Origin of the sequence: Paraburkholderia flagellata (genome assembly GCF_021390645.1) — a bacterium.
GTDB classification, from domain to species: Bacteria; Pseudomonadota; Gammaproteobacteria; order Burkholderiales; family Burkholderiaceae; genus Paraburkholderia; species Paraburkholderia flagellata.
Window position 1 is genome coordinate 738,740 of sequence record NZ_JAJEJT010000001.1, and the last position, 24,179, is coordinate 762,918.

Genomic DNA, 24,179 nt, shown 5'->3' on the forward strand with positions numbered 1-24,179 from the left:
CGCTCGCGCTGAACAAACAAGTTAGATCGGATTACATGGGACTCGGGGAAACACTACGCCAGCAACTGGCGGCCAAAGCGCTGAAGCGCCAACTGGAGCGCGCGACCGATGCGGTCACGACGCCCAGCGGGCCCGACGCGAAGGCGGTGCGGGCCGCACAGACGCTGTCGTCGCGCAGCCGCTTCGAAGCGATGCCGCAATTCCAGCAGGTCAAGCTGATGCGCGAGATGGGCGAGACGCTGCGCGTTGAGTCGCCATTCTTTCGCGTGCACGACGGCATTGCGGGTGCGACGACGCAGATCGGCGGGCGCGAGTATGTGAATTTCGCGAACTATAGCTATCTCGGGCTGGCGGGCGAACCGATGATCGCGGCGCGCGCCAAGGCGGCTATTGACCGGTATGGTACGTCGGCTTCGGCGAGCCGCATCGTTGCGGGGGAGCGGCCCGTGCATCGTGAACTCGAGCGCGCGCTTGCATCGTTCTACGAAACGGATGATTGCGTCGCGTTCGTGAGCGGCCATGCGACCAACGTGACCGTGATCGGTGCGCTCTTTGGTCCCGGCGACCTGATCGTTCATGACGCGCTCGCACACAACAGCATTGTGCAGGGCGCTCAGTTGAGCGGTGCGAAGCGACTTGGTTTCGCGCACAACGACTGGCAGGTACTCGACGAACTGCTTGCGCGCGTGCGCGGCGAGTATCGCAACGTGCTGATCGCGATCGAAGGCCTGTACAGCATGGACGGCGATCTTCCCGACCTGCAGCGCTTTTGCGAAGTAAAGGAGCGTCACGGCGCGTTCCTGCTGGTCGACGAAGCCCATTCGCTGGGTGTGCTCGGTTCGACGGGCAGGGGGATTCGCGAGTACTGCGGTGTGGCGTCCGACCGTGTCGATCTGTGGATGGGCACGATGAGCAAGACGCTTGCTGGCTGCGGCGGTTTTATCGCGGGCTGTCAGCCACTGGCCGACATGCTGCGCCATCTGGCGCCTGGTTTTCTGTACAGCGTGGGTTTGGCGCCGGCGCTTGCCGAAGCTTCGCTCGCGGCGCTGGAATGTCTGATTGCGCAACCCGAGCGTGTTGCGCAACTACAGGCGCGCGGCAGTCAGTTTCTAAGGGAGGCACGCGCGGCCGGGCTCGATACCGGTACGAGCGCGGGCTATGCGGTTGTGCCGGTTATTACGGGCAGTTCGCTTAAGGCCGCGCAGTGGGCGAACGCGCTATTCGAAGAAGGTATTAACGTGCAGCCGATTTTTTATCCCGCCGTTGAGGAGAAAGCGGCGCGCTTGCGGTTTTTCATTTGTTCGACGCATGAGCCGGAGCAGATCAGCCGCACGGTTGCGGCGGTGGCAAGGCTTGCGGGTAATTCGTGACCAGATTTGAGCATTCATGAAGAAGAATTTTTTGGCAGTGTGTATTCCTGCAGCGTTGGTGCTTTCGGGGTGTGGGACGTTTCCGGACTGGATACCGACTTCTGGCGCGAGTCGTCAGCAGGTTCTGGAGCAGCATGACTCGGGGCGCGTTGAGGGCATCCAGGTGGTGGATGTCAACGATGCCTTGGCACGCAAGCTCGCGGACGCCAAGCAGTTGGGGCAGTTCTCGACCAAGTTCGCGAGCACGACGGGAAACAACTACGAGATCGGTCCGGGTGACGTGATCGAGGTGACGATCTGGGAAACGCCGCCCGCGATGCTGTTTGGTTCGACGGCACAGGTTTCGCTGCCGTCGCTCGGCTCGGCGGGGGCGAGCAGCGTCACTCTGCCTACGCAAATGGTCGCCGCCGACGGCACGATCACTATTCCCTTTGCAGGCCGCGTCAGCGTGGCCGGGCGCACGACGGAGCAAATCGAGGCCAGTATCGTCGGCCATCTCAAGGGCAAGGCGAACCAGCCGCAGGTGCTCGTGAGAGTGGCGAAGAACAATGCCTCGAATGTCACGATCGTGGGCGAAGTCAACACCAGTGCGATGATGCCGCTCACGCCGAAGGGCGAGCGGCTGCTGGACGCGTTCGCATTTGCGGGTGGATTCAAGCAGCCGGTTAGCCACATGGCCGTGCAGCTCTCGCGCGGTAATACGACGGCCACCATGCCGCTTGACGCGGTGATTCGTGACCCTAAGCAAAATGTGCTGCTTGAACCGGGCGACGTCGTGACGGCGCTGTTCCAGCCGTTGACGTTCTCGGTACTCGGAGCAACAGGCAAGAACGACGAGATTCCGTTTGAAGCGCAGGGTATTTCGCTGGCGCAGGCGCTGGCTCGCTCGGGCGGCTTGAACGACGGTCGCGCGGACGCACGCGGCGTCTTCGTGTTCCGCTTTGAAGACGCGAAGCTCGTGACCAATACGGATCCGTCGATCAAGGCCAGCAACGGCAAGGTGCCGGTCGTCTATGAGATCAATCTGCGCGATCCGGCGGCATTCTTTGTCACGCAGAATTTCCCGGTTCAGAATCACGACGTTATTTACGTGTCGAATTCGCCTGGCGCGGAGTTCCGGAAATTCCTTACGTATGTCGTCATGGTGGCCGATCCGACGGTGGCCTTTACCCACGATTTCCAGTAAGACGGAATGACGCAAAGAATTCGTACGCCATTTGAGATCACATTCTCGGTTTGGCGCGCAATGTTTTTGCGCGAGGCGCTCGATCGCCTGTTTGAAGCCCGTGCTGCGTGGCTCTGGCTTCTGATCGAGCCAATTATCTACATCGGATTGCATGCATTCGGCTTCGTGACATTCCACATTCACCAGGTCGGTGGAATGGGGGTCAATATGTTCATTGTCGCGGGCTTCATCGGATTCTTGCTCTGGCGTCGTACGTGGACGCAGGTGTTGCATGGAATCGACTCGAATCGGGCTTTTTTTGCTTATCGGCAAGTCAAACCGTTCGATGTCGCGATCGTGCGCGCAACGCTTGAACTATTTCTGATGGTGCCGATCGGCATCGTGATCATGGCACTGGTGATCGTGTCGGGGCACGGCATAACGTTGAGCACACAGAATCCCATCTGGCTTCCGCAGGATCCTTTGCTACTGTTTGCGGCAATTTTTGCGCTGTGGTTATTGGGACTGGGATTCGGGTTGGTCACCTCCGTCGTGATGCGATTCGTGCCCGAAATCGACCATATTTTTAAAATTCTTTATCTGCCGCTGTATTACATGTCGGGGGCATTGCTTCCGCTGTCGTCATTTGTTCCAGAGCCTTATCAGTACATCGCCGTTGCCAATCCAATTGTCGATGGTGTTGAGTTGATGCGGCTGGGCTATTACCCAAATTACATCGCACTCAAAGGTGTGAGCCTTGGCTATGTTTACGCATGGGCTTTGGGGCTGATGCTTCTGGGGCTGATGTTATACAAGCGGTTCTCCAGAAAGCTGGTGATGCGATGATCATTGTGGAAAACGTTCACAAGCGCTACCAGGGCGAGCATGGCGCCGGGAAATGGATATTGAATGGAGTCAATATTACGATCCCCTCGAGGCACAGTGTCGCCTTGATTGGGAGGAATGGCGCCGGTAAATCGACGCTGTTGCGTATCATTGGCGGAATCGATTTTCCGACCAAAGGGCGCGTTCAGCGACGTTGCAAGGTGTCCTGGCCCATGGGTGGAGCAGGCCTGGAAGGGACATTGACTGGCCGGCAAAACGCAAAATTCGTGTGCCGGATTCACGGCCACCAGGATGAACTGGCCGATCGTATTGCCTACATTCAGGACTTTGCTGAACTGGGGGAGTCCTTTGACGAACCCGTGCAGACCTACTCGTCCGGCATGCGCTCGCGCCTCCAGTTTGCGATGTCGTTGGCCTTCAATTTCGAGGTGTACATCTCGGATGAAGTGACCGCGGCGGGCGACGCGAAATTTCGAAAAAAAGCCGCCGAAGCTTTTAAAAACAAGACAGACCAGGCAAGCGTCATCATGGTCTCGCATGACGAAAATACACTTAAACAGTTTTGTCAGTCGGCTATCTGGATCCACAACGGCCAGGCGCACTGGTTCGACGATCTCGAAGATGGCATGAAAGCATATAAGGATAATCTTCTGGCATGAGTGATTCATTGTTGCGCGCTAACTCGGGTGTGATTGCTAGATTGGGCACGTTCTCCGGTCGATGCAAGGAAGCGCTGTTTTCGGTCAAGGCTTTTAGGTTGCTCGTGCGACTGGTTATTGCGTATACGGTTCTGTCCGTTCCGTACTGGTTGTTTTTTGCGTCGGACCGTTATGTTTCCAACGCCATTGTGGTCGTCCAACGGACCGATCAGATCAGTGGTCCACAGGTGAGTTTGCCGCCGAGCATTGCAGGACTCGGCGGTGCCACTGGTCCAAACAGTAGCGATCAATTGCTGCTGACCCAGTATCTCCTATCGTTGGACATGCTGGAGAAATTGGATGCAGCATTCGATTTGCGTTCGCATTACAGCGGGTGGCGGCACGATCCCATTTCTCGCATGCTGTTCAAGAACGAGCCGATTGAATGGTTCTATCAGTATTGGCTCTCGCGTGTCGATATTGAATACGACGAGTACAACGGTGTGATCAATATCCAGGTGCAGGCATACGATGCCAAGACTGCGCGTGAGATCGTCGAGTTCATGATCCACGAGGGTGAGGCACAGATGAACCTGATCAGCCATCGACTCGCTCAGTCTCAGGTTGATTTTCTGACCAATGAAGTCACGGTTACGCACGAACGTCTGCTCGACGACACGCAAACCATGATTGATTTCCAGAATCATCAAGGGCTGGTCGCACCGGAAACAACGGCACAGAGTCTCAATGCCTTGATTGACCATCTCGAAGCGCAGAAAACTGCCGTGCAGATGCAACTCGATTCCTTGCCCTCGACGTTGAACGCTAATCAGCCCGTCGTCGTGATGTTGAGGAAAAATCTTGCCGCCATCGAGCAGCAGATTGCGCAAAGACGAGCGGAATTGGCCTCCCCGTCAAAGAAAACGCTGAACTACACGGTCGAGGAGTTCCAGCGCTTGCAGATGCAGGTTGGTTTTGCCACGGATCTATACAAAACGGCGCTGTCCGCATTGGAGCAGGGCCGTATCGATGCAGCCCGTACCTTGAAGATGGTTTCGGTGCTGCAGTCGCCGACGAGGCCAGGTTATCCGGTGGAGCCCGCGCGCTTGTATAGCGCGCTGGTCACCTTGCTCGTCGGACTCGCGGTGGTGGGTGCCTTGAAGCTGACCGAGAGCATCATCCTCGATCACGTCGATTGACCTGCTGAACCGCATCAGCACTCGTAGTGGTTCCTGCTAAGGACAAACTAAATGGTCGGAATGAAAACCCTGATTGTCGTTGGAACACGGCCAGAAGCAATCAAGATGGCGCCGTTGATCGAGTCTTTGAAGAGCGAATCAAAGATTGACGTAAAAGTTTGCGTTTCCGCGCAGCACCGCCGGATGCTGGATTCGATGCTGGCTTTCTTTGGCATTTGTCCTGATTACGATCTCGACATCATGGCGCCGGATCAGACGCTTCTGGGCATGACCAGCAAAGTGCTGACGAGACTGGACGCCGTGCTGGGCGAGGCTCAGCCGGATCTCGTTCTCGTGCAGGGCGATACGTCGACGACACTGGCCTCAGCGCTCTCCGCGCACTATCGGCAGATCTGTGTGGGCCATGTCGAGGCGGGGCTTCGTACGGGCGATCTATCGGCGCCGTGGCCTGAAGAGGCAAACCGCAGGCTCACGAGTGTTTTGGCGAAATATCATTTCGCGCCGACGCCGGATGCCCGAGACAATCTGCTGCGAGAAGGCATCGCCGCCGAGAGAATTCACGTTACCGGCAATACGGTTATCGATTCGCTTTTGAACACGGTGAAGAGATTGAACGAGGATGTCGTGCTTCACGACGAACTAGAGGCGCGCTTTGCTTTCCTGAACCGGAATAAGCGTTTGATTCTCGTCACCGGGCACCGCAGGGAAAACTTTGGTGCTGGCCTCGAGGCCGTTTGTCGTGCATTGGTGGAGATTGCGCAGCGCGGAGACATTGAAATCGTCTATCCGGTTCATCTGAATCCAAACGTGAAGCAGCCGGTTCACCGGCTCCTTGGGAATGTCCCAGGCATATTCTTGATTGAGCCGCAAGACTATCCGTCATTCGTCTATCTCATGAAGAGAGCCGCACTGCTTGTTACGGATTCCGGCGGAGTGCAGGAGGAAGCGCCGTCGCTCGGGAAGCCAATACTTGTGACACGCGAAACAACAGAGCGGCCAGAAGCCGTGACTGCGGGCACGGTCAGGCTTGTCGGTACGGACCAGGCCACCATCGTCATGGAAGCAAGCCGCTTGCTCGATGATCCGGCGGCCTATGCGTCCATGGCGCGGGCAGGCAATCCCTACGGCGACGGCAGAGCGGCGCAGCGTATCCGCGATATTCTGGTGCGCGCATGTTGAATACGATCTGCATCATGGGTCTCGGCTATATCGGCCTGCCCACCGCTACCGTGCTCGCGTCGCGCAAGAAGCGAGTTGTTGGGGTGGATGTGTCCCAGCACGTCGTCGATACGATCAATCGAGGGGATATCCACATCGTTGAGCCGGAGCTGGACATTTTGGTTCACGCCGCGGTGGGCAGCGGTCATCTACATGCTGTAACGAGCCCCGAACCCGCCGATGTCTTCCTTATCGCGGTACCGACGCCACTGACGCATGCGCATCGCCCTGATTTGAGTTACATCGAATCGGCCGCTAAGGCGATTGCTCCTGTGCTGAGGAAAGGAAACTTGGTCGTACTCGAATCCACATCGCCGGTTGGTACGACCGAAAAGATGGCGGGCTGGTTGGCCGATACGCGGCCGGACCTCAGTTTTCCGCAGCAGGCGGGTGAAGAGTCCGATATCCGCATCGCCTATTGCCCTGAACGTGTGCTCCCAGGCCGCATTGTTCACGAGATCGTTGCCAACGATCGCGTGATTGGCGGCATGACGCAAAGGTGCTCTCAGGCTGCGATCGCGTTCTATCGGCTATTTGTGCAAGGGGAGTGCATCGCTACCGATGTGCGCACCGCGGAAATGTGCAAATTGGCCGAGAACAGTTTCCGCGATACCAATATCGCCTTCGCCAACGAGCTTTCGATGATCTGCGACCAGCAGGGCATCAACGTCTGGGAATTGATCAAACTGGCGAATCGACATCCTCGCGTTGACATTTTGTCGCCCGGCTGTGGAGTTGGCGGGCATTGCATTGCTGTCGATCCCTGGTTCATCGTGGATAGCACGCCTGAAGACGCGAAGCTGATTCGTTTGGCGCGTGAAGTCAATGATGCAAAGCCAGACTGGGTGATTCGCAAGGTGGAGCAAGCCGTTGACGAGCTGACTGGTTGTGGTCTCAACGCTCGGGATATTCGTATTGCGTGCCTGGGCATCACATTCAAGGCCGATATCGACGATCTGCGGGAAAGCCCTGCACTGCAAATTACGCAGATCCTGGCTGAACGACATGCGGGGCAGCTGAGGGTTGTGGAGCCTAATCTACAAACTCTGCCCGATAGTTTAAGAAATATGCAGGTGACTCTGATGACCTTGAACGAAGCAATTCTGGATGCTCACATTCTTGTTTTGCTCGTTGACCACACTGACTTCAGGAATACCAGACCCGACCTTAAAGGACGGCAGAGGCTAATTGACACCCGTGGCATCTGGAAGAACACGAAATGACAATAAATCAAAATAGTCAGCTTGACCTTGAGATTGAACTCAAGGAACTGAAGGCAGAGAACGATCTGTTGCTTCACCAGCTTTACCAGGTTCAGGAAGAGCTGGAGAACGGTCATTTGCGTGGCAAGGCGCTCGAAAAGAATCGAACTGAGAGCCCGCATGGCAGCCTGGGCGGGAAGCGTTGGGTCGATGAGGAATTGCCGGGTGTTCTGGCGGAAAACCGTCGTTTGCAGGCTTTGGTAGAAGCGCTAAGGGAAGTTCATCGACTGGAGACGCAGAATGGACTGAATGCCAAGCTTGGCGACATTCTGGTCAAAAGCGCGGATTCGCTAACAGCGCTGGTCTCGGTGCCGACCAAGGTTGGAAAAATCTGGATTGAATCGCGCCGGAAACTGCCCCCCAAATCGATTGGCGGGAAGGGCTTTGAAAAGGTCGTTGCGGCGTATCGCGACGGCGGCTTTGATTCAGTCGGAAACCTGTTGGCGAAAGTTGGCCTTTCGCCCGCCATGCGCGCCAGCGCCTACACGGTTTTGGCTCGCCAGTTGATGAGCGACGATCGCGCCGCGGCAGCCGAAGCGGCACATCGGGCATATGTACTCGACCCGAAACCCTATCGGCTGAAGTGGTTCGCTTTCAGGATGCACGAAGCAGGTAGTTTGATCGAGGCAGAGGCGCTGCTGGACATCGTGTCGCCGAATACTCAGTTCAGCGAATCTGAAGCGCGTCAGGCGGGTCAACTGTGCCGGGAAGCGAAACATCTTCGCGAAAGCGACGCGAGGCGGAAAACGGAATTTTCGGAGAGGCGCGCTGAAATTGAAAAGCAGCTGAACAGCCTGAAGCATGCGAAGGAATTGCTGGAGCAGGAGAAGCTGAATCTGCTAAGCAGCCGCGCGGAAGCGACGGCGCTCGCGCAAGCGCGGGGCCGGGAAGTCGAAGGGCTGCGGCGTGCGAAGGAGTCGCTGGAGCAGGAGCAGGTGAGGTTGCGGGGCAACCGCGAGGAAGTGATTGCGCTTGCGGAAGAGCGACATCGAGAAGTCGAAATGCTGCGTGTCGCGAACGAATCGCTTGAGCAAGAGATGTCTCGGCTGTCGAGCGGCCTTGAGGCAGTGGCGGCGCTTGCCGAGGGACGAGGCGGCGAAGTCGAGATCCTGCGTCAAGCGCAGGAGTCTTTGGAGCAGGAGAAGGCGACGTTGTTGAACAGCCGCGAGGAAATGACAGCGCTCGCGGAAGGGCGAGGCCGGGAAGTTGAAATCCTGCGGTATGCGAAGGAGTCGTTGGAGCAGGAGAAGGCGAAGCTGTTGAGCAACTGTGAGGAAGTCACGGCGCTCGCGGCAGGGCGCGGCCGGGAAGTCGAAATCCTGCGGCAGGCGAAGGAGTCGCTGGAGCACGAGAAAGCAAAGCTGTTGAGCGGCCGCGAGGAAGTGACGGCGCTGGCGGCAGGACGCGGCCGGGAGGTCGAAATACTGCGGCAGGAGAAGGAGTCCCTGGAGCAAGAGAAGGCGAAGCTCTTGAGCAGCCGCGAGGAAGTGACGGCGCTCGCGGCAGGACGCGGCAGGGAAGTCGAAATACTGCGGCAGGCGAAGGAGTCGCTGGAGCAGGAGAAGGTGAAGCTGTTAAGCAGCCGCGAGGAAGTGACGACGCTTGCGGAAGGACGCGCTCGAGAAGTCGAAGGACTCAAGCAGGCGAATGCCTCGCTGGAGCAGAAATGGGAAGTGCAGGTGAAACTGGTATCTGCGACCGAGCATATCGAAGGCTCGTTGAAGACAATCGAGCATGTGCAAAAGCAGGGCATGAGCAATGCCGTCAAGCAGATTGAATCGCTCATTCGCCTGCAGAATTATCTGGGTCCGGACGTTCTGCTGCCGGATGTTCACAACTGGGCGATTAGCCCGGACTTTGGCGTGCTGCTGATTCATTTGCTGGAGCAGCACCGCTACGACGCCGTAGTGGAGTTTGGTTCCGGTACGTCGACTCTTGTCCTGGCCAAGGCATTGGAGCGTATCGCGCAGCACGGTGGCCAACCTGCCGCGCCGTTGTTGAGCTTTGATCACCTTGAACAATTTCAGCGGCAGTCGCAAAGCTACCTGGAACGGGCCGGCCTGACGGGAGGCTCGCGTGTCGTCTGGGCTCCGCTGCAAGCATGGCGCACTGGCGAGACCCCTTATTACGCTTGCGAAGAAGCCTTGTGGCAGATGCGCGGTCAACTGCATCAGGACGCACCGCGAGTGCTTGTGGTGGTGGACGGCCCGCCCGGAAGGACGGGGCCCTTGGCACGTCATCCCGCTTTGCCCAAGGTACTCCAGGGTTTGGGCGACGCGTGCTGTTTTCATTTCCTTATGGATGACTACGACCGCCAGGACGAACGCGATATCGTGTCCTCCTGGGAGCGGGGGCTATCGCAGATCGGCCGTACGTTCACCCGCACCGAATATAAGCAGCTTGAAAAGCAGGCTTGCTTGCTGGAAGTTGCTCCTTTAAAGACCGCGGGGGCGGCCAGTCCGGAGACAGGGCGAGGCTGAGGATGATGAAGTTTTCGCGCCGATGATTCCGGCGCGACATATGACTCAACATTCGGCGGACTAGCGCGCTCTGAAGGAACACATCGCGCGAGCTGTTTTCTAACAAACTTAAAAAAATGCAAAGCAACAAGGTCAATCAAGCAAATAAAGCCTATCGCGCCGGGGACTACGGTGGCGCCTTGCAGCTATATTACGAGCTTGCAAGCGAGATCGGGCACAAATTCTTTTATGCCAATGTGGTGCTCTGCCTCGAGAAATTGAATGGCAGCGTGCAAAACATCAAGGCAGCTTGCGCCGACTTTGTTAGTGATAACCGATTCGATATCATGCGGGAGCTTTTCGCGCAGGATATCGTTGTATCACTGACTTCCTATCCCGCAAGAATCAATGCCGTGCCCGAGACGATCAAAAGCATTCTGGCGCAGAGCTTCAGACCCGGAAAGATTCTGCTTTGGCTGGCCGAAGATCAATTTCCGGGTAAAGAGAAAGACCTGCCGTGCGAATTGCTGGAGTTGAAACGTGCGGGGCTTTTGATCGAATGGTGCGAGGACATTCACTCGTACAAAAAACTGATACCGGTTTTGAAAAAATATCCGGAGAAGACGATCGTCACGGCAGATGATGACCTTCTCTACGAGAAGGACTGGCTGGCCCAGTTGGTCATCACGCATCTGCAAGAACAGGATGCGATTATCTGTCACCGGGCACACCGCGTATCTCTGGATGAAGAGGGCAATTTCTCTCCTTACAGAGATTGGGCCAAGGATATAAAAAGCGCGAAGCCTTCGTTGGACCACCTGTTTACGGGATGTGGCGGGGTACTCTATCCCCCAGGTAGTCTGCACGAATCAGTCTTGGATCGGGATGCCTTCACTTGCATCTGCCCGAGCGGGGACGATTTGTGGTTCTGGGGCATGGCGGTGCTGAAGGGCACCAGGATACAGGTCGTCAAAGACAGTAGCTTCGAACTGCAGCACGTGCCGGGCACGCAGGAAACGGCGCTGTGGGTGGGCAACGTGCGCAAAGGCAAGAACGATCTGATGCTTCAGACGTTGGATAACCGTTTTCCCGAGATTCGGGAAAGAATACTGGGGAAGACGATTTTTACGGTTGAGGGAAGCCCGAAGGTCTCGATCATCATCCCGGTATTCAACACAGGTCGATTCCTGGAAGCCTGTCTGGATAGCGTTCTTGCGCAATATTTCGAGGAAATCGAAATATTGTGTATTGACGACGGTTCCACGGACGAACTGACGAAGGATATTCTGAATAGATATTCACGACTGGACGCCAGGATTCGTGTCATTACTCAACCAAATAGCGGACCTGCAACCGGACGAAATACCGGCTTGAAGAATGCGAGGGGGCAGTACGTCGCATTCGTGGATAGTGACGACTATATTTCCCGGGAATACATCGGCAATCTGTACGAGAGCGCCCGGCAAAATGGCAGCGACATGGTTGTCGCCAGCCAGATCCTGCAGGTGGACGGGGGCAAGCCTCCGGTCGAAAAGAAGAGTGGGTTCGAGTCTTTTCAGAAGGTCGACGCCAGGCAGCTCGCCGCACAGGCCATCCTGACGACAGGTGTATCCTGGAACAAGCTCTACAAGAAGGAATTCCTGACGAGCAACGGTATTGGTTATCTGGACGGGATGCGATGTCAATCCGAAGACAACTATTTCACGATCATGGCGATGGTCGTTGGGCACGGGAATGTTTCCGTCGCGACTCATGCCATCTATTACTATAGACAGCACGATGGCGGCATCACGAAAAATATCACGAGAGATAGCTTCGAAAAGTCACTTTTGGTGTACGAGGAAGTGAAGGACCGCCTGAAAGCCATGCGCGTACCAGACATCAAGTATTGGCTCAGTGTGGTTGATCAAAGGGCACTGAGAGATTTGAGGTATACCGCAAAGAAACTCGAGAACAGCGAAGGCGTCGAGAGAACGCTGGTGAAGAAGTTCGCTTCCCATATTGATATCTGCTGTATTGCAGATGAGAAGTACGTCATCCCCACAGCGGTCTTTCTAGAGTCCGTCAAAAAGGCCAAGCGCGCAACGACGATTCCATCCATCACTGTTCTGATTCCCCAAGGGTCGAGGGAAACAATGGCGGTGCTTGAGGCACTTTCTGGTGACGACTTCCTGGTGAGGGTGCAGGAGGTTGAGACCGCTCAGTTTGCGAATCTGCACAAGTACAAAGATAACGACAATTACTGCATGGCATCGCCTTCTGCCATGTTCAAGTTCATCATCCCATCGATCTTCGGGGATCTTGATCGTATTCTTTATCTGGACACTGACTTGATGGTCAGGAAGGACTTGCTTGAATTGTTCTCGACCAGTATGGGGGATGAATACCTGTGCGCGGTTGCGGACATGTGGAACCCTGTTACGGACCGGAAGGAGATCAAGGATTTCGAGTGCTACTTTAACAGCGGCGTGATGCTGATGAACCTGGCAAGGATGCGTAGTGAGAATTTGCCGGACAAACTCATCGCGGCCAAACTGAACTCGACGACTTTCAACCTGATGGACCAGGATGTGTTCAACGAAGTGTGTGATGGGCACGTCAAAACACTGGACATCAAGTTCAATTTTCTGCCGGTCTGCTATAAGCGGCACAAGCACAGGTTTGACTTGACGGCATTTAACCAGCTCTACGGATCGAGCTATATGAAGATTGACGAGGTTGCCGCTGATCCTGTTGTCGCGCACTGGGCGGGAAGCGATAAGCCTTGGGTTACAACGTCTACCCTATTTGCTGATGAGTGGGTGGCGATCCGTAAGGAACTGGAGATCAAGGGGTATCTCAACGAGCCTGAAGTGGCCTAGAGAATGAGGGGCTGGGTGCCTGGCGCGTAGTCGGGTGTATGGTCAGCCCCCTTTGCTGTGGACGTCAGAACCGCCAGTTCTCTGTGCGGTTACGGCACATTGAATATTCGCCGCGCTGCTGCCTTCATGTATGCATCAATAGGGTGCATCGATAGGGTGCATCGTCACTGCGCGGGCTTTTCGGAGGGGCCGTCACTCCTCCGAATAGTTCCAATATTCTTTGTTCACAGCTTTGAGCGTCCCGTCGGGGTTAAACAATGACTCTCTGCTCAGATGAGGCCGTTCCCACGCTATGTTCTTGCGAACGACCCGTGCCGGAACGCCTGCCACAACGCAGTTATTTGGCGTTTTTCCTTTTACCAGCGATCGCATTCCGACTACTGAACCCGCGCCGACCTCTGACTGCCCGAGAATGACGCTTCCTTCGCCCAACCAGACATGATCCCCGATCACAACAGGCATTGCGATATTGCAACGCATTCCACTTTCGACATCGAAGATTGGATGTGCGTCATCGGCGCGAATCTGGACATTTCCCGCGAACATACAGTCTTGACCGATATGTATCGAGCTACCCTCGAAAGCAGTCATATAGACAGTTCCTGTCGTGCTCAGCCCCCTTCCAATGGAGATCTTGGACCTGGAGCCGACAAGAATGGCGCACCTTGCGTTACAGGCGCCAATGGCAATTTCCGCGTCCTGCCCTCTGAACTCGGCCACGATCTTCTCGAGCTTGGCGTCAGGGTCAACTACGAGCTTGTTGCCTCCGCCGTGAAACTGAATATCAACCTCCGTCGTTATGTGGTTTCCGTGGTAGACGATCTTATTTCCAAATTCATCTTGGTAATTTCTCAGGGCGGTAATTCGCGTTGGCTTCATGATTTGTGCAACGGTGCTGGCCACGGGGTAGCGATGGAGGGAGTCTCAGCTCGCCGTAGTTTACCCTTTATGAGCCTCCGCAGGACGCCAGAAGCTTTTGGCCAGATGGCCTGGCGGTCGGTGTTTCGGCCGCTGCCCCGTTGAAAAGCGGGGCAATCATCCATGCATTTCGACGGGACATGAATCATTTGACACCTGTATACTGGCGAACCTGTCCTGAACAATTCACCTTGACCTGGTTGTCGTCACGACAGCGCATGGACAGCATTATCACGATAAAAAGCGTGGACTTTGGCGGGGCGCCATTTCGCGTCACCAGATTTGCGCGGACCAGACACATGACTCGAGTCGGCTCGACCGTACTTCCCTACGCCGTGGCGCGTTGCTCATACCGAAGACATCTTCGGATGCGGGCTGCGTCTCGCCGAATTGATCTGATCAGCATGATCTGCCGAACCCGATACTCATATTCGGGTTTTTGAACGCGATCCCTGGAAGGACATCAAAATGAAAATCGCAATCGCCGGCACTGGCTATGTCGGCCTCTCTCTTGCCGTACTGCTGGCACAGCACAACGAAGTAATCGCTCTGGACATCGTTCCGGAGAAGGTGGCGATGCTCAACCGCAAGGAATCACCGATCGAGGACACCGAGATCGAGGATTTTCTCGCCCACAAGCCGCTCAACTTCCGCGCGACGCTCGACAAGGTCGAAGCTTACGCCGGAGCCGACTATGTGATCATCGCGACGCCCACCGACTACGACCCGGAAACGAACTACTTCAACACGCGTTCGATTGAGAGCGTCGTCCGCGAAGTGAAGGAAATCAATCCGCGTGCGATCATGGTGATCAAATCGACTATTCCGGTCGGCTACACTGATCGCACGCGCGAGGCGCTGGGCACAGAAAACCTGATCTTCTCGCCGGAATTCCTCCGCGAAGGTCAGGCGCTCTACGACAACTTGTATCCGTCGCGCATCGTCATCGGCGAGCGTTCGGAGCGCGCGGAGGTCTTCGCCAACTTGCTGAAGCAGGGCGCCGTCAAACAGGACATTCCCACGCTCTTCACCGGCAGCACCGAAGCCGAGGCAATCAAGCTTTTCGCCAATACGTATCTCGCCATGCGCGTAGCGTACTTTAACGAACTCGACACGTACGCCGCCCAGCACGGTCTGGACACGCACCAGATCATCCAAGGCGTGTGCCTCGATTCGCGCATCGGCGCGCACTACAACAATCCGAGCTTCGGCTACGGCGGCTACTGTTTGCCGAAGGACACCAAGCAGCTTCTCGCGAATTACCGGGATGTGCCGCAAAACCTGATTCACGCAATCGTGGAATCGAACAGCACGCGCAAGGACTTCGTCGCGGAGAGTGTCCTCAAGCGCAGCCCGAGGGTTGTAGGTATTTATAGACTGGTCATGAAAGCCGGCTCGGATAATTTCCGTGCATCGAGCATTCAGGGCGTCATGAAGCGCATCAAGGCCAAGGGCGTCGAGATCATTGTGTACGAGCCGGCCATGCACGATTCGACGTTCTTCAATTCGTCCGTCGTGAAGGATCTGGCCGAATTCAAGCGTTCCGCTGATGTGATCGTCGCAAACCGCATGACGAGCGATCTGGCGGAAGTGGCGGACAAGGTGTACACGCGCGATCTGTTCGGCGGCGACGCATGAGCGATCCGAAATCAGCCTGCCAGGACTCGCCTGAACGGCAACTGCCGTGCGTATTGTTCTTCAACGTGAACGGCTCTGGAATGGGCCATCTGAATCGTTGTCTTTCGTATGCGCGGCGACTGCGCGGTCGCGCTCGGCCGGTTTTCTTTTCGTTGGCGTCGGCGATCGAGCTGATCGAGGAGATGGGTTTCGAGGCGGATTACTTCGTCTCGCCGTATTGGTCGACGAGTTCGACATTCGCATGGAATAGCGAGTTGGCTGTGCGCTTCGGGATGATGCTCGAGCGCGTGCGCCCCGATGTGATCGTGTTCGACGGTACGTGGCCGTTTCAGGGCTTTCTGGCAGCGTGCGAGGCGTACGGTTCCCTGGCGCTCGTGTGGTCCAACCGTGGTTTGCTGAAAGAGGGCGGCAAGACAGTGCCGGTGGACGAGGCGTTGTTCGACCTCGTCGTTCAGCCGGGCGAACTGGGCGCGCAGCAAAGCGAGACGACGCTGAAGGGAGGCGGCACGCGCGCGCTGGTGCCGCCTGTGTGCGTGCTCGAAGAGGATGAGTTGCTCGACCGCGCCGCAGCGCGTGAGGCGCTCGGCCTGCCGTTTGACGGCCGTTTCGTGTTATTCGCGCTCGGCCCGGGCAACCTCAAGGATGTCGCGGGAATCGGTCACGGCTTGATCCGCAATTTCGAGGCCTCTGGCTTCAAGGTGGTCTGGGTGCGTGCGCCCATCTCGGTGCGCGACGTTGAATTGCCGCCGCACGTCGTGCCGCTCACGGTTTATCCGCTCGTACGCTACCTGCGCGCGTTCGACGCTTTTGTCGGCGCAGCGGGTTACAACACCTGCTGTGAGTTGGTTCAGTCGGGTGTGCCCGCGCTGTTGGTGCCGAATGCGCAACTTGCCGACGATCAGGTTCGCCGCGCGCACATGGTGGCTGATGTGATGCCGGCTGTCGTCTCGGCCTGTGAGACGGATGACGAGCGCGAGGCCGCCGTGCGCGAACTGGTTGGCATGTTGGACGTGTCTCACCCCAAGCGCGTTGTGATCGCCATGAATGGCGCGACGCTCGCGGCGGAAAGAATCCTTGCTTTGGCAGCCAGGAAGGAGTGCGTGCAGTGAGTGTGATTGCCGAAGCAAGATTGCTGCGCAAGCAATTGAAAGCGCTTGGAGCCAAGCCCGAATGGGATTTGTTCACGCGTTACGACCTGCTCGCGAAGAAGCCGCCATCGTCATTGAAGGAGCGCGCATGGCGGCGCCTGCGGCATCTGCTTGCCTCGGTGGGCCTGATTTCGCCGCATATCACGCCGTATCCATGGATGTCCACCCTCAAACACAGGCCGGTTTCGGCCGATGTCAAGACAGTGATGATCTGGGCGCTGGGCGCCGATCGTCACCAACTGCGCGCTGCGTGCGAGGGTTTTTCGAGCAGGCTGCAAGGCGGAGATGATCTGGCGCCGGTTCTGGTGACTGATATCGCCGACTTCGCTTTTTATTCGCGCCTGGGCTGGCTCGTGGAATATGTGCCGACGTTGAGCGGCGAAGGTCCTTCCCTGCATGAGAGAAAGCAGGCGTATCTCGCGTGGCGTTATCGCGATGCATGCATCGTGCCTTTGAGCGCTGGTCTGGCCAGCGCGCCGGAATGGAATGCACTGCTGAAACTGAGTTGAATATGATGGAAAAGAATCGCTACGCGATGTTGACGGTCGATACGGAGGCGCTGCCCAAACGCGCGCCGCACGATCACGTCAAGCGGCTGATGTGGGGCGTGCACGAGCGCGGAACGGCAGGGATCCGGGAAATGGCCGAAATCGGTGACGAGTTCGGCGCCAAGCACGTCTATTTCGTCGATCAATGTGGTGCGTGGTCCTATCTCGACGAAACGCGTGAGGTTGTTCGGTGGCTCGATTCTGTGGGCCAGGATGTGCAACTGCATACGCATCCAGAATATCTGCCCGATTCGTTCTGGGCCGAGCACGGGCTCGCGCGCAGGCCGCAGTACATGAATCAGTACACCGACGACGCACGGGCCGAATTCGTCATCAAGCATTTTGGCAACCTGATTTCCGAGGAGACGCGCAAGCCCGTCCTCGCGCATCGCGCCGGTTCGTTCCGCTGGAATGCGTCGACGATCCGCGCGCTCGAAGCCGCAGGCGTGCGTGCGTCGTTCAACAATTCAATGTGCGCCGTTCACGCGAATCAGGCCGTATTCAGTGAGCCGACGAATCTTCCATACGCGTGGTCGAACGGCGTGCTCGAAGTGCCGATGACGGAAAAGAAAATCCTGCCGAAAGTCGGTAAGGATGAATGGTGGGCGCGCCTCACGTATCCGGAATCGCCATATTTCCGTTTTCGCCCGTGGTGGGGCAAATTGCTCTTGGACGCGTTCAGCGGCAGCCCGACCTTTTCTATTTTCCTGCTGCATTCCTGGTCATTGCTGTACTGGGACGAAAAGGGCTATGCGACCTACCGCGACGACCAGCGCGTCGAGGGCTATCGCAAGCTGCTGCGTCGACTGACCAAGGACTATGACGTGATCACGACCGCGGAGTTTCTCGATCTGCACGCGCGGGGCAAGATCAAGATGGGGAAGACGGTGGATCTTGCGCGCGCTGAAGTCAAGCCGCAGGCGAAGGCGGCGGCATGAGCGGCGCACTCGAGTTTCTCCAGACGGCCATCACTGAGCCATATCTGGGCTTGAGCCGGTGGCTCACTGTGCGCGCTCTGGAGCGCAAGGCTAAGTTGCGCCCCCGCGTCGGTGCATGCAACGCGGATGGTGGGGGCCTGCTGTATGTCGCCGCGAGCGCGTTGCCGTACCACACGAGCGGATACACCACGCGCACGCATGAGGTCATTCGCGCGATGGCGTCGGCGGGTGGGCGCGTACATGCATTGACACGGCCGGGCTATCCCTTTGATCGCGTCGACCGTTTGCGCGACGCAGCGGGTGAGGAGACGCAGGTTGGAGAGGTGCGTTATCTGCATGCCAATGGGCCGGCCAACAATCGCCCGGTGCTGTTTTACGCCATGCAGGCGGCGCGCGTTGTTGCACAGTGGGCGAAGCGACATCGCGTGTCGGTCATTCATGCGGCGTCGAATCATGTCAACGCGCTGCCGGCACTCCTGGCCGCGCGGCAACTGGGCATTCCGTTTCAGTACGAAATGCGCGGCCTGTGGGAGCTGACTCGTATCTCGCGCATGCCCTACTACGAGGGGCGTCAAGGCTTCAGGCAAGGACTGGAACTGGAAGGTCTGGTTGCACGCCACGCGGACCGCGTCTTCGTGATCTCTGAGCAACTGGGCCGCTTCGCCCGTGAGCGCTGGGGCATTGCCGAAGAGCGTATGTTTCTGCTGCCCAATTGTGTGGAGCCCGAGCGGTTCGCGTCGCAAGCGCTGCAGGAAATCGAGCCGAACACCATCGGTTACGCGGGGTCGCTGATCGCCTACGAAGGGCTCGACACGCTGATCGACGCCGTGGCGCAACTGCATGCACGCGGCGCGCAGCCGAAGGTGAGGATCATCGGAGATGGCGAGGCACGTGCGTCGCTCGAAGCGCAAGTGCTGCGCCTCGGCATCTCGGAGCACATTCGCTTTTTGGGCCGTATGTCGCCGCAGAACGCACAGGAAACGCTGAGCCGTTGCGCGCTCGTGTGTATCCCGCGCAAACCGTTCAAGGTCTGCGAAATTGTGCCGCCTATCAAGCTCGTCGAGGCGATGGCGATGGGTAAGCCGGTCATCGTGCCGGACCTGCCGGTGTTTCGCGACGAAATGGGCGCGCAGCCCGCTGGCTGGTTTTTCAAGGCCGGAGACGCCGCGGATCTCGCGAGTGTTATCGAAACGGCATTGGCTGATCGCGCGGGGCTCGCTGCGCTCGGCGAACGAGCAAAAGAATACGCGACCACACAGCGTTGCTGGCGCGATTTTGTCATCAAGGCACTACCAAAAAGTGTGGGGTGAGGGGAATGGTTGGTAGGGTCATTAGAAAACTGGGATCGCTGGTCTACGACTATCCAAAGGTTTCGGAAGATGCAGAGCGAACCGGGCGCTTCGGCCGCCTGAAAATCGCGCTCGTCACGGACTATTTCACGGCGGACTGTCTGTCTGCCGAATGTCGTGTGCGCGTCATGACGCCCTCGAATTACCGGGACGTCATCACTAACTGGAAGCCCGATCTCGTGCTCGCGGAGTCCGCGTTTCACGGCGTAGACGGCAGTTGGCGCTACGAACTGGCGAAGCAGCCGAAAACGCTGCGTCTCACGAAACCGAAGGCGATCTTCCGCCTGGTCGATTTCGCGAGGCAAGCCGGCATACCCACCGTGTTCTGGAACAAGGACGACGGTCCTTTCTTCGAAGCATTCATTGATGTGGCGAAGGCGTTCGATTACATCTTCACCACGGACGAAGAATGCCTTGAGCGCTATCGCCGGCAAGTACCCGCGCATGTGCCCGTGAATACGCTGATCATGCCGTTCCAGCCGGCATTTCATAGCTTCACGGGCTTCAATTTCACACGCAACGAGGTCTGCTTCACAGGTAGCTATTACCGTCGCATACTGAACGAGCGACGCCGCTTTCTAGACATGGTGTTCGAGATTTGCGAGCACAGCGAGATGCCACTCAATGTGTTCGATCGAAATCACGACCGGCTGTCGCGCCATCTCGAGTTCCGCTTTCCGACGACGAGCCAAATGCGGATGCACGGCAAGGTGCCGCACCGCGAAACGGCGAACGTCTACAAGTCGCATACCGTCTCGATCAACGTGAATTCGGTCACGAGTTCGGAGACGATGTTTTCACGTCGGTTGCTGGAAATCATCGCGTGCGGAGGCATTGCGGTGACGAACCCGAGTCGCGCCGTCGATCGCCACTTTCGCGATTTCTGCCACGTCGTGAATACCTATGAAGAAACGCGCGATCTCTTCGCGCGCTTGCGTCATGGACCTTCACGGGAAGATCTGGATCGGGCCGAAGCCGGGGCGAGGTACGTGCGAGAGCGCCACACCTGGGCGCACCGGTTGGAGGAAGTCTGCGCCGTCGTGAAGCTGTGAGGAATTGATCACGATGCTTGCGTTGCTGTCCTGGTTTTGTCAGGCCGTTTTTTTCGTCGTAGTCGTCTATTTTGCGCTGTACGTTTTCCTTGAATTGCGGGTTTTTCTGATCTCGCGAAAAGTGGAGCGGCGCAAATTGACCGAACTTGCGCATTCAGTGACGGATGCCGTGGCAGATCGCTGGCCAATGGTGAGCGTTCTGCTGCCTGTTTGCAACGAATCCGAAGTGGTGGAGCGACTGATCGATGCAGCTTGCCGCCTGCAATATCCGGCGGAACTGCTCGAGATTCTGGTGCTTGACGATTCGTCGGATGGCACCACCGAGCTCGCGCGTGCGAAAGTCGCGCACTACGCGGCACACGGTGTCGATATTCGCCTGCTCAAGCGGCGAGATCGCAAGGGCTATAAGGCCGGCAATCTTGTCAGCGGCATCCAACATTCGCGAGGCGAATTCTTCGCGATTTTCGATGCCGATTTCGTCCCACCGGTCACCTTTTTGCTGAAGACAATTCCGTGTTTCAAGGATCCCAAGCTTGGGTTCCTGCAAACGGGCATCGGCTACGAAAATCGCGATGTGTCATTCCTCACGCGCTTTCAGGCGATGGAGATGGGCCACCAGCAATACGTGACTGTTGGCTTGAGCGAGGACGGCGACATGGCATCGTTGAGCGGCAGTTCGTGCGTATGGCGCAAGGTCTGCGTGGATGCGCTGGGCGGCTGGAACGACTCGACGGTCACGGAAGATGTCGATCTCGGTTACCGGGCGCAGTTCGGCGACTGGAAATACGCCTATTTGCGTGACGTGGTATCGATGTCGGTGCTGCCCGAAACAATCAGTGCATATCGCATTCAGCGCGAGCGCTGGGGGCGCGGCCTGATTCACAGCGGATTCAAGCATGCAAAGGAGATGCTGTTGCAGCGAATGCCGTTGATGAAGCGCATGCATGCGATTTCCGTGATGTTTTCCTCGGTGCTGCTCGCCTCGATTTACGTGCTGATATTGCTGAGCCTACCGCTCACGTATCTTGTACATTTTGACAGCGCTGGTATGCGTTGGGGCGCACTCGCATTCTTCGGACTCGTAGCGCTCTGGGGTTTGGAGAACGCGTTCGCTGCACGCAGGGGTGCGCGATTCGATAGCAAGCCGAACGTCTTAAAAGCGCTGTGGGATACCTATCGGTATATCGCCATGTTCTTGCCGATGGCTTGGTACTACTTCGTTGGCGGTGTGCGCGCCCTGCTCGGTGTGCACGGGGATTTTCACCGTACGCCAAAGGGAAAGGATGGCTATCTCGCCATCGCCCCGCGCATCAATTCCGTGTTGCTGGCAGGCGAGATCTTCACGTTCCTCTATTCGGCGATGGCTGTTTGGGTGGCGTTTCAACTTGGGAATTACTTCCTCATACCACTGGACGTTACCGTGTGCGTGGGCTTTGGGATGGTGCTCTATTGGTCGTGGCAGGAGAGACAGGCGCATAAGCGGCAGTAGGTCGGTAGAGGCGCCACGGCGCGGCGCACCGTGGCGCGAAGTATCTATAGTCGAATAACGATATCGAGCATTGCGATGAGTTACGTTCCCCCAAATAAGAAGTCAGACATGCGGCAGAAGCACACTATCGCCTCTCTCGACCTCTCGTTTCGCCCCGCACGCTCCAACGACGCGGCCGCATGCGCGTCACTCGTGTTCGCCTCGGGCGAGCACGAATTTGAGTATTTCCTTGGTGTGCCGCCCGAGCAATGCCGAGCGTTTCTGGAGTACGCGTTTGCGCTTTCGGGTGGCCGCTTTTCGTGGCGGCGCCACGAGGTCGCCGTCGATGAAGCGGATCGGATCGTTGCGGTACTCGCGGCCCACGACGGCCGCCACATTCTGAGCGACGACCCGCATATCGTCTGGACGCTGTTGCGCTATTTTGGCCCGCTGCGCGCGGTGCCAATGTTGCTGCGTGGCCTCATCCTCGAAACTGAACTGCCCAAACCAAAGCGTGCGCAGACGCTCGTTGCGCATTGCGCCACGCTTACGGAAGCGCGTGGCACCGGTGTCTTTTCCGCGCTGTTCTCGCATGCACTCGGCGGCGCCGTCGCACACCAGCGCGGCCTCGAAACAGGAACCCGGGAAATCGTACTCGACGTGCTTGTGAGCAACACGCGTGCCGCAGCCCTTTATCGTCGGTTGGGTTTTGTCGTGTTGCCGAGACGCAAGCCGCGTTCGCGGCTTCTGCCCGCGGCGCTCGAATCAGTGCGTATGCGCTACCAGCCACAGGCAGCAGTCTGAAGCAGGCGTCGCTGTGGCGCGCGTCAGGTTCCAGTAGACTTTCATGCTTGGCGCGCGCGAACGGTTCGCGCGCCGATCTCCGCCATTTGGCCTCGCGCCAACCTGAACTATGCTTCGTTCCCTTGCCGCCCTCCTGATCTTCCAATGCCTCGGCGAGAGCGTGTCCTACGTCTTCTCGCTGCCCGTGCCCGGTCCCGTGATCGGCATGCTGCTCCTGTTCGCTTTCGCGCTGATGCGGCCCGCAGCCGCCGAGGCCATCGAGCCGACCGCGCTTGAATTGCTGCGCCATCTATCGCTGCTCTTCATTCCGGCGGGCGTGGGCATCATGGTGTCCGCGCAGGCGGTGCGTGGCGAGGCGCTCGCCGTGATCGCGAGCCTCATCGTGAGCACGACGCTTGGCATCGCCGTGACCGCGCTTGTCACACGCGCATTGCTGCGTCGCCAGCGACGTAACATGGCGGCCGGGGAGGGCGCATCGTGAACAGCCACCTGCCCATCACGAAACTCGATGCGATCTGGGTTTATCTTGCCGCGACGCCGCTGCTCGGCTTGACGGTGACGCTCGTCGCCTATCTCATTGCCATCAACATCTACGCGCGCGCCAAGCACAATCCACTCGCGAACCCGGTGCTCATCGCCGTGGCACTCGTCGTCGCGGCGCTCAAGATCACGGACACGCCATATCGCACATATTTCGAAGGCGCTCAGTTCGTGCACTTCCTGCTCGGACCCGCCACGGTCGCGCTCGCACTCCCGCTCTATCGTCAGTGGGACAAATTAAAGCGCGGCGCGCTGCCATTGCTCGGCGGGCTTGTTGCGGGCTCGCTCACGGCGATCGTGTCTGCAGTCGGCGTCGCGAAGCTATTCGGCGCTTCACATCAGACCATCGCGTCGCTCGCGCCGAAGTCGGTCACGACGCCTATCGCCATGGCCGTCGCCGACAAGATCGGTGGCATCCCTTCGCTCACGGCTGTGCTGGTGATATCGACGGGCGTGTTCGGCGCGGTGAGCGCGCGCGGGATTCTCAATGTGATTCGCGTGCGTGAGGTAGAGGTGCGTGGGTTTGCGATCGGCGTGGCGTCACATGGCATTGGCACCGCGCGTGCGTTTCAGGTAAGCGAGGAGATGGGTGCGTTCTCTGGTCTCGGAATGGGCCTGAACGGCGTATTTACGGCGTTCGTTGTACCGATCCTGTTGCCTGCCTTGGCGCGCTGGTTGTAGGTCGATCGCTGAGCCCGTCGTTTGGGGCGTCGAAGCGTAACACCGACTGCCGGTGCCGAGAGAATGGGTGGCGCTCA

The 24,179-nt window shown here is 57.7% G+C and carries 20 protein-coding genes; 19 read left to right on the plus strand and 1 reads right to left on the minus strand.

Going from position 1 to position 24,179, the window contains the following annotated elements:
* The first annotated feature begins 35 nt into the window (after positions 1-35).
* The 9 genes from L0U83_RS03170 to L0U83_RS03210 all read left to right on the plus strand — a co-directional run bounded on the left by L0U83_RS03170 (position 36) and on the right by L0U83_RS03210 (position 13,018).
* Positions 36-1,370, plus strand: a complete 1,335-nt coding sequence (locus tag L0U83_RS03170) for an aminotransferase class I/II-fold pyridoxal phosphate-dependent enzyme (protein ID WP_233880430.1) — start codon at positions 36-38, stop codon at positions 1,368-1,370.
* Between the two features lie 16 nt (positions 1,371-1,386).
* Positions 1,387-2,556 (plus strand): polysaccharide biosynthesis/export family protein, encoded by a 1,170-nt coding sequence (locus tag L0U83_RS03175; RefSeq protein ID WP_233880432.1) that lies wholly within the window; start codon positions 1,387-1,389, stop codon positions 2,554-2,556.
* A gap of 6 nt (positions 2,557-2,562) precedes the next feature.
* Positions 2,563-3,381 carry an ABC transporter permease gene (locus L0U83_RS03180; RefSeq protein ID WP_233880434.1) on the plus strand — a complete coding sequence of 273 codons (819 nt, stop codon included), beginning with the start codon at positions 2,563-2,565 and terminating at the stop codon, positions 3,379-3,381.
* A complete protein-coding gene (locus L0U83_RS03185) occupies positions 3,378-4,040 on the plus strand; it encodes an ABC transporter ATP-binding protein (protein ID WP_233880436.1) in 663 nt (220 codons plus the stop codon). Before L0U83_RS03180 ends, L0U83_RS03185 begins: the two co-directional genes overlap by 4 nt.
* On the plus strand, positions 4,037-5,218 hold the full coding sequence (locus L0U83_RS03190) for a KpsE/RkpR family capsule polysaccharide export protein (RefSeq protein ID WP_233880438.1): 1,182 nt from the start codon (positions 4,037-4,039) through the stop codon (positions 5,216-5,218). Before L0U83_RS03185 ends, L0U83_RS03190 begins: the two co-directional genes overlap by 4 nt.
* 60 nt (positions 5,219-5,278) lie before the next feature.
* Positions 5,279-6,397 carry a non-hydrolyzing UDP-N-acetylglucosamine 2-epimerase gene (wecB, locus tag L0U83_RS03195; protein WP_233883670.1) on the plus strand — a complete coding sequence of 373 codons (1,119 nt, stop codon included), beginning with the start codon at positions 5,279-5,281 and terminating at the stop codon, positions 6,395-6,397.
* Positions 6,391-7,659, plus strand: a complete 1,269-nt coding sequence (wecC, locus tag L0U83_RS03200; RefSeq protein WP_233880440.1) for a UDP-N-acetyl-D-mannosamine dehydrogenase — start codon at positions 6,391-6,393, stop codon at positions 7,657-7,659. Before wecB ends, wecC begins: the two co-directional genes overlap by 7 nt.
* Complete coding sequence (locus L0U83_RS03205; protein WP_233880441.1) at positions 7,656-10,178, plus strand: hypothetical protein; 2,523 nt, start codon at positions 7,656-7,658, stop codon at positions 10,176-10,178. Before wecC ends, L0U83_RS03205 begins: the two co-directional genes overlap by 4 nt.
* Before the next feature lie 116 nt (positions 10,179-10,294).
* A complete protein-coding gene (locus L0U83_RS03210; RefSeq protein ID WP_233880443.1) occupies positions 10,295-13,018 on the plus strand; it encodes a glycosyltransferase in 2,724 nt (907 codons plus the stop codon).
* A 192-nt stretch (positions 13,019-13,210) separates the two neighbouring features.
* Here L0U83_RS03210 and L0U83_RS40680 read toward each other — a convergent pair whose 3' ends face one another.
* On the minus strand, positions 13,211-13,921 hold the full coding sequence (locus tag L0U83_RS40680; protein WP_233880445.1) for an acyltransferase: 711 nt from the start codon (positions 13,919-13,921) through the stop codon (positions 13,211-13,213).
* 483 nt (positions 13,922-14,404) lie between these two features.
* Between L0U83_RS40680 and L0U83_RS03220 the strand changes: the two genes are divergently transcribed.
* The 10 genes from L0U83_RS03220 to L0U83_RS03265 all read left to right on the plus strand — a co-directional run bounded on the left by L0U83_RS03220 (position 14,405) and on the right by L0U83_RS03265 (position 24,102).
* Complete coding sequence (locus tag L0U83_RS03220; RefSeq protein WP_233880453.1) at positions 14,405-15,574, plus strand: nucleotide sugar dehydrogenase; 1,170 nt, start codon at positions 14,405-14,407, stop codon at positions 15,572-15,574.
* A complete protein-coding gene (locus L0U83_RS03225; protein WP_233880456.1) occupies positions 15,571-16,683 on the plus strand; it encodes a glycosyltransferase in 1,113 nt (370 codons plus the stop codon). Before L0U83_RS03220 ends, L0U83_RS03225 begins: the two co-directional genes overlap by 4 nt.
* 2 nt (positions 16,684-16,685) lie before the next feature.
* Entirely contained in the window at positions 16,686-17,231 is a 546-nt protein-coding gene (locus L0U83_RS03230; RefSeq protein ID WP_233880458.1) for a hypothetical protein, read from the plus strand.
* A gap of 2 nt (positions 17,232-17,233) precedes the next feature.
* The gene (locus L0U83_RS03235) at positions 17,234-18,208 is read left to right on the plus strand and encodes a polysaccharide deacetylase family protein (RefSeq protein ID WP_308445017.1); all 975 of its coding nucleotides are present in this window, start codon (positions 17,234-17,236) and stop codon (positions 18,206-18,208) included.
* Positions 18,205-19,518, plus strand: coding sequence for a glycosyltransferase family 4 protein (locus L0U83_RS03240; RefSeq protein ID WP_233880460.1), 1,314 nt, complete (start codon positions 18,205-18,207; stop codon positions 19,516-19,518). The genes L0U83_RS03235 and L0U83_RS03240 overlap by 4 nt, the downstream gene beginning before the upstream one ends.
* Before the next feature lie 5 nt (positions 19,519-19,523).
* Positions 19,524-20,609: a CgeB family protein gene (locus L0U83_RS03245; protein WP_233880462.1), complete on the plus strand. Its 1,086-nt coding sequence runs from the start codon at positions 19,524-19,526 to the stop codon at positions 20,607-20,609.
* Between the two features lie 13 nt (positions 20,610-20,622).
* Positions 20,623-22,098, plus strand: a complete 1,476-nt coding sequence (locus L0U83_RS03250) for a glycosyltransferase (protein WP_233880464.1) — start codon at positions 20,623-20,625, stop codon at positions 22,096-22,098.
* A gap of 108 nt (positions 22,099-22,206) precedes the next feature.
* Complete coding sequence (locus L0U83_RS03255; protein WP_233880466.1) at positions 22,207-22,881, plus strand: GNAT family N-acetyltransferase; 675 nt, start codon at positions 22,207-22,209, stop codon at positions 22,879-22,881.
* A gap of 109 nt (positions 22,882-22,990) precedes the next feature.
* A complete protein-coding gene (locus tag L0U83_RS03260) occupies positions 22,991-23,362 on the plus strand; it encodes a CidA/LrgA family protein (RefSeq protein WP_233880468.1) in 372 nt (123 codons plus the stop codon).
* Positions 23,359-24,102 carry an LrgB family protein gene (locus L0U83_RS03265; RefSeq protein ID WP_233880470.1) on the plus strand — a complete coding sequence of 248 codons (744 nt, stop codon included), beginning with the start codon at positions 23,359-23,361 and terminating at the stop codon, positions 24,100-24,102. Before L0U83_RS03260 ends, L0U83_RS03265 begins: the two co-directional genes overlap by 4 nt.
* The last annotated feature ends 77 nt before the right edge of the window (positions 24,103-24,179 follow it).